Consider the following 6,085-nt stretch of genomic DNA (forward strand, 5'->3'; position numbering starts at 1 on the left):
GCGCTGGCAACGATGAGCCCGAGTGGTGCGCCCAGCTGCGGGATCATCGCATACCAGCCGCGGCGCTTTTCGGGCGCATTCAACGCCAGCAGCGAGGCAAGTCCGTCCCATGTCCCGCCCAGCGCCAGTCCCTGACCGATCCGGAACATGGCCAGCAGCCAGGCCGAAGCCTGGCCGATCTGGTCGTAACCGGGCACGAAGGCGATCGACACGGTCGAGGTCCCCAGCAGGAACAGCGCGATGGTGAGCTTGGCGCTGCGTCCGTAGGCGCGGTCGAGCGCGGTGAAGATCGCCGTGCCGATCGGCCGCGCGATGAAGGCAAGCGCGAAGATGGCGAAGGAGTAGAGCGTGCCGGTCAACGGGTCGGCATAAGGAAATACGAGCTTCGGAAAAACGATGACGGAAGCGATCGCGTAGACGAAGAAGTCGAAGAATTCCGACGTCCTGCCGATGATGACGCCAACGGCGATTTCGCCGGGCTTCACTTCATGATGCCGCGCGTTGATCCGTCTTGCGTCGGCTTCGATCTTAGAAGTTGGGCTCACAGCATTCTCCGTCGCCCCGCCGCGGTCTCATTACGATCGCTTGCCATGTGCGCGGGCCAGGTGCTTTGATGAGGCCTGCCGCGTCATTGCGGCATTGGACAAATTGTCCAATGCCTTCATTGCCGCGGTACGGCTAGCACTGGGGGGAACAACCGACAGGTCATACATTGAGCCGTCTCCGTACCCTTTTCCTGCTGCCCCTGCTGGCATCGCTCGGCTCCTGCAGCATGGTCGTCATGAACCCTGCCGGCGACGTCGCCGCGCAGCAGCGCGACCTGCTGATGGTGTCCACGGCACTGATGCTGATCGTCATCATACCGGTGATGGCTCTCACCATATTCTTTGCCTGGCGATACCGCCAGTCCAACCGCGAGGCGCGCTACGAGCCGGATTGGGACCACTCGACCCATCTCGAACTCGTCATTTGGGCGGTGCCGCTTCTGATCATAATCTGCCTGGGCGCAGTGACCTGGATGGGCACCCATCTGCTCGACCCCTATCGTCCGATCGGACGTGTAGCGGCCGGCAAGCCGCTGCCGCCGGACGTGCGTCCGCTTGAGGTCGAAGTCGTCGCGCTCGACTGGAAATGGCTGTTCATCTATCCGGAGTACGGCGTCGCCATGGTCAACGAACTGGCTGCGCCGGTCGACCGGCCGATCAGCTTTCGCATCACCTCCGCATCGGTGATGAACTCCTTCTACATTCCAGCACTGGCCGGCCAGATCTATGCAATGCCGGGTATGGAAACCAGGCTGCACGCCGTCATAAACAAGTCCGGCGACTATGAAGGGTTCTCCGCCAACTACAGCGGCGCCGGCTTCTCGGGAATGCGGTTCGCGTTCCACGGCCTGGACGACGCCGGTTTCCAGGCATGGATCGCGAAGGCAAAGGACGGCGGCGGCAAGCTCGACCGAAACGGCTATCTGGAGCTCGAACAGCCCAGCGAGAACCAACCCGTGCGCCACTATGCGGCGGTGGATGCCGATCTCTACAAGGCGATCCTCAACATGTGCGTCGAGCCCGGCAAGATGTGCATGAGCGAGATGTCGCAGATCGATGCCAAGGGCGGTCTGGGAATGGCCGGCATCCGCAACACCCTTCCGCTACTGTACGACAAGTTCGCCCGGCGCGGCACGATATTCGGCCCTGCCCCATCCTATGTCGCCAGCATATGCACGACCGAAGAAGCACTGGCGGCTTCGAAGGCCGATCAATCCTTCACGCCGATGACCTCGACGCCGATCGTCGGCGCTGGTCTGCAACGGCCACTGCCCCTGTCGATCCGACTGCCGTCACCTTCCGCAACCGGCACGCTTCGGTCGCCCTTCAACTCCTGAGGCGCCACGCAAGACATGTTCGACAATCCTGCTCTTCTCAAGGCGATCTTCGGCCGGCTTACGCTCGAGTCGCTGCCGCTGCACGAGCCCATCGTGGTCGCGACCTTCATAGTCGTCGCGCTGGGCGGCATCGCCCTCGTCGGCGCGCTGACCTATTTCAAGCTCTGGGGCTATCTGTGGCGCGAATGGTTCACCAGCGTCGACCACAAGCGCATCGGCGTGATGTACATGGTGCTCGGCATCGTCATGCTGCTGCGCGGCTTCAGCGACGCCATCATGATGCGGCTCCAGCAGGCGATGGCCTTCGGCGGTTCGGAAGGCTATCTCAATTCGCATCACTACGACCAGATCTTCACCGCGCACGGCGTGATCATGATCTTCTTCGTGGCGATGCCGCTGGTGACGGGCCTGATGAATTTCGTCGTCCCGCTGCAGATCGGCGCGCGCGACGTGTCGTTTCCGTTCCTCAACAATTTCAGCTTCTGGATGACGGTCGGCGGCGCGGTCATCGTCATGATGTCGCTGTTCGTCGGCGAATTCGCCCGCACCGGCTGGCTTGCCTATCCGCCGTTGTCGGGGATCGGCTACAGTCCCGATGTCGGTGTCGATTACTATATCTGGGCCCTGCAGGTGGCGGGCGTCGGCACGCTGCTGTCGGGCGTGAACCTGGTCTGCACCATCGTCAAGATGCGCGCGCCTGGCATGACCATGATGAGAATGCCGATCTTCACCTGGACCGCGCTCTGCACCAATGTGCTCATCGTCGCCGCCTTCCCGGTGCTGACGGCGGTGCTGGCCCTGCTGGCTCTCGACCGCTATGTCGGCACCAACTTCTTCACGAACGACTTCGGCGGCAATCCGATGATGTACGTGAACCTGATCTGGATCTGGGGCCACCCCGAGGTCTACATCCTGATCCTGCCGGCCTTCGGCATATTTTCGGAAGTGACCTCGGCCTTCTGCGGCAAGCGGCTCTTCGGCTACACGTCGATGGTCTACGCGACCGTCGTCATCACCATCCTGTCCTACCTGGTCTGGCTGCATCACTTTTTCACCATGGGATCGGGAGCGAGCGTCAACTCGTTCTTCGGCATCACAACGATGATCATTTCGATCCCGACAGGCGCCAAGATATTCAACTGGCTGTTCACCATGTACCGCGGCCGCATCCGCTTCGAACTGCCGATGATGTGGACGGTCGCCTTCATGCTGACCTTCGTCGTCGGCGGCATGACCGGCGTGCTGCTCGCGGTTCCGCCGGCCGACTTCGTGCTCCACAACAGCCTGTTCCTGGTCGCGCATTTCCACAACGTCATCATCGGCGGCGTGCTGTTCGGCCTGTTTGCCGGCATCAGCTACTGGTTCCCCAAGGCATTCGGCTTCCGGCTCGATCCGTTCTGGGGAAAGATGTCGTTCTGGTTCTGGGTGGTCGGCTTCTGGTTCGCCTTCATGCCGCTCTACATCCTCGGCTTGATGGGCGTAACGCGCCGGCTGCGCACCTTTGAGGATCCCTCGCTGCAGATCTGGTTCATCATCGCCGCCTTCGGCGCCTTCCTGATCCTGCTTGGGATCCTGTCCTTCCTCATCCAGATCTTCGTCAGCGTGCGCCGGCGCGAGCAGCTTCGCGACGATACCGGCGATCCGTGGGACGGGCGCACCCTCGAATGGGCAACCTCGTCGCCGCCCCCGGCCTACAATTTCGCCTTCACGCCCGTCGTCCACGATCTCGACGCCTGGGCGGACATGAAGAATCGCGGCTACCAGCGTCCGTTGACGGGCTTCCGCGACATCCACATGCCGCGCAACACCGGAGCCGGCGTCGTCCTGGCCGGGTTGAGCGTGGTGCTTGCCATGGCGCTCATCTGGTACATTTGGTGGCTGGCGATCGTCAGCTTCGTCGCCCTGATCGGCTACGCCATCGCGCATACCTTCAACTACGACCGGGACTTCCACATTCCGTCCAGTGACGTCACCCGCGTCGAGGACGAGCGGACACGCCTGCTCGCAGCCACCAGCCAGGCGGGATAAGCACCATGGCACACGCCGACACGGTGATCGACGACACGGTCTTCCACCTGGAAGACGACCACGGCCATGCCGAGAGCGGCAGCAGCACCATGCTCGGCTTCTGGATCTACCTGATGAGCGACTGCCTCATCTTCGCGATGCTGTTCGCGGTCTACGGCGTGCTCGGTGGCAATTACGCGGCCGGACCCGCGCCGAAGGATCTGTTCGATCTTCCGCTGGTCGCGCTGAACACCACCATGCTGCTCCTGTCCTCCATCACTTACGGCTTCGCGATGCTGGAGATGGCGAAGGGACGGGTGAAACCCATGCAGGTGTGGCTGGTGATCACTGGCCTGTTCGGCCTCGCCTTTCTCAGCATCGAACTCTACGAATTCGCCCATTTCATCCACGAGGGGGCGACGCCGCAGCGCAGCGGCTTCCTGTCATCGTTCTTCACGCTGGTCGGAACGCACGGCCTGCACGTCACCTTCGGCCTGGTCTGGCTGGTGGTGCTGATGGTGCAGGTCTCCAGGCACGGGCTGATCGCCGCGAACCAGCGGCGCCTGATGTGCCTGAGCATGTTCTGGCACTTCCTTGACGTCATCTGGATCGGCGTCTTTACCTTCGTTTATCTGATGGGAATGTTGCGATGAGCGCCGGCCACCACACAGACACCAGCGACCAGAGCCACGCGCGTCACGGCGTCGATCACGGCTCGCTGCGCGGCTATCTGACAGGCTTCGGCCTGTCCGTCGTGCTGACCGCCATTCCCTTCTGGCTGGTCATGACCAACGCACTCGGCAATCAGATGGCTTCGGCGATTGCCATCATGGCCTTCGCCGTCGTGCAAATCATCGTCCACATGGTGTTCTTTCTGCATATGAACACCAGGTCGGAGAGCGGCTGGACCATGATGGCCCTGATCTTCACCCTCATCCTGGTGGTGATCGCGCTGACGGGCTCGCTCTGGGTCATGTACCATCTGAACGCCAACATGATGCCCGGCCATGACATGAGTCAGATACCCTGAGAGAGGGACCTGGCTTTGGATGAACAGGCGCGGACGACACCGCATTCGAATACAGGCGACGGCCAAAGGGTTACGCGTTCACCATGGACGCTGTTGGTGCTTTGCCTTTGCGGTGCCATCGGCGTCGCAGGGTTCTCGGCGCTCGGTATCTGGCAGCTGGAGCGCCGCGTCTGGAAGCTCGACCTGATCGAGCGTGTCGACCAGCGTCTCAAGGCGGTACCTGTGGCCGCCCCGGCGCCTTCGGCCTGGCCAGAGATCAACGCCAGGGATGATGAGTATCGCCAGCTTGCCGTCACGGGCCGGTTCCTCGGTGATCGCGAGACCCTGGTCCAGGCGGTCACCGATCGCGGCGGTGGTTTCTGGGTAATGGCGCCGTTCCGAGCGGATGATGGCTTCACGATTCTGGTGAACAGGGGCTTCGTGCCGACGGACAAGCGCGATCCGGCAACCCGCCTCGCAGGCAAGCCCTCGGGCGATCACACCGGAATTCGCGGCCTGCTGCGCCTGACCGAACCGAAGGGCGGCTTCCTGCGCAACAACGATCCGGCCGCCAACCGCTGGTATTCGCGCGATGTGCAGGCGATCGCCACGACGCAATGCCTCGGGCAGGTCGCTCCTTATTTCATCGATGCCGATGCCGCGCCCAATCCGGGAGGGTGGCCGGTCGGCGGCCTGACGGTCGTTTCGTTCCACAACAACCATCTGGCCTATGCCCTGACATGGTTCGGGCTGGCCTTGATGGTGCTGGGCGCGGTCATCTATCTGTTGCGGCAGACTGGGAAACACGGCGGGGGCTGACCGCTGGCCGAGGCAAAGCTGAAAGGAGCAGGCAGGGCAGGCTTCCCGGCACCCCCGCCTCGGGCTGGAGCACCTAGCTAAAACCGCTGGCGAAACGCGACCGATTTGCGTATCACTCCGCCGCGCCAATGGAACCATTTTCGATGTTTGAAGCCCTGCAGCCCGCCCCCGCCGACAAGATCCTCGCCCTGATCGGCCTTTATCGCGCCGATCCGCGTCCAGACAAGGTCGACCTCGGTGTCGGCGTCTACAAGGATCGCGACGGCAAGACGCCGGTCATGCGCGCCGTGCGCGAAGCGGAACAGCGCCTGCTGCAGGCCCAGGACACCAAGACCTATCTCGGCCTTGCCGGCGATACCGGCTTCAAC

General features: G+C 62.6%; 6 protein-coding genes and 1 pseudogene. 6 read left to right on the forward strand and 1 reads right to left on the reverse strand.

All coding sequences use genetic code 11. The features are described from left to right. Positions 1-545: MFS transporter (locus EN984_RS19125; RefSeq protein ID WP_164765527.1), on the reverse strand; the 545-nt coding region annotated here is incomplete at its 3' end. A 167-nt stretch (positions 546-712) separates the two neighbouring features. Between EN984_RS19125 and cyoA the strand changes: the two genes are divergently transcribed. From cyoA to EN984_RS19155, 6 genes and pseudogenes are all read left to right on the forward strand, one after another. Then, the gene (gene cyoA, locus EN984_RS19130) at positions 713-1,882 is read left to right on the forward strand and encodes a ubiquinol oxidase subunit II (RefSeq protein WP_127268837.1); all 1,170 of its coding nucleotides are present in this window, start codon (positions 713-715) and stop codon (positions 1,880-1,882) included. Positions 1,883-1,897: 15 nt separating this feature from the next. Beyond that, positions 1,898-3,910: a cytochrome o ubiquinol oxidase subunit I gene (gene cyoB, locus EN984_RS19135; protein ID WP_127272301.1), complete on the forward strand. Its 2,013-nt coding sequence runs from the start codon at positions 1,898-1,900 to the stop codon at positions 3,908-3,910. A gap of 5 nt (positions 3,911-3,915) precedes the next feature. After that, positions 3,916-4,542, forward strand: a complete 627-nt coding sequence (cyoC, locus tag EN984_RS19140; protein WP_127270912.1) for a cytochrome o ubiquinol oxidase subunit III — start codon at positions 3,916-3,918, stop codon at positions 4,540-4,542. Then, positions 4,539-4,919: a cytochrome o ubiquinol oxidase subunit IV gene (gene cyoD, locus EN984_RS19145; protein WP_127270910.1), complete on the forward strand. Its 381-nt coding sequence runs from the start codon at positions 4,539-4,541 to the stop codon at positions 4,917-4,919. Before cyoC ends, cyoD begins: the two co-directional genes overlap by 4 nt. A 96-nt stretch (positions 4,920-5,015) precedes the next feature. Then, positions 5,016-5,717 (forward strand): SURF1 family protein, encoded by a 702-nt coding sequence (locus tag EN984_RS19150; RefSeq protein WP_127272300.1) that lies wholly within the window; start codon positions 5,016-5,018, stop codon positions 5,715-5,717. Between the two features lie 143 nt (positions 5,718-5,860). Further along, positions 5,861-6,085 (forward strand): annotated as a pseudogene (locus tag EN984_RS19155) (aromatic amino acid aminotransferase); the annotation flags it as partial.

The organism is Mesorhizobium sp. M7A.F.Ca.CA.004.12.1.1, assembly GCF_003997835.1.
Classification (GTDB): Bacteria; Pseudomonadota; Alphaproteobacteria; order Rhizobiales; family Rhizobiaceae; genus Mesorhizobium.

Bases quoted from the DNA above. Each gene is read 5' to 3' on its own strand.
- cyoB (WP_127272301.1), top strand. From the start codon at position 1,898: ATGTTCGACAATCCTGCTCTTCTCAAGGCGATCTTCGGCCGGCTTACG.
- cyoC (WP_127270912.1), top strand. From the start codon at position 3,916: ATGGCACACGCCGACACGGTGATCGACGACACGGTCTTCCACCTGGAA.
- cyoD (WP_127270910.1), top strand. From the start codon at position 4,539: ATGAGCGCCGGCCACCACACAGACACCAGCGACCAGAGCCACGCGCGT.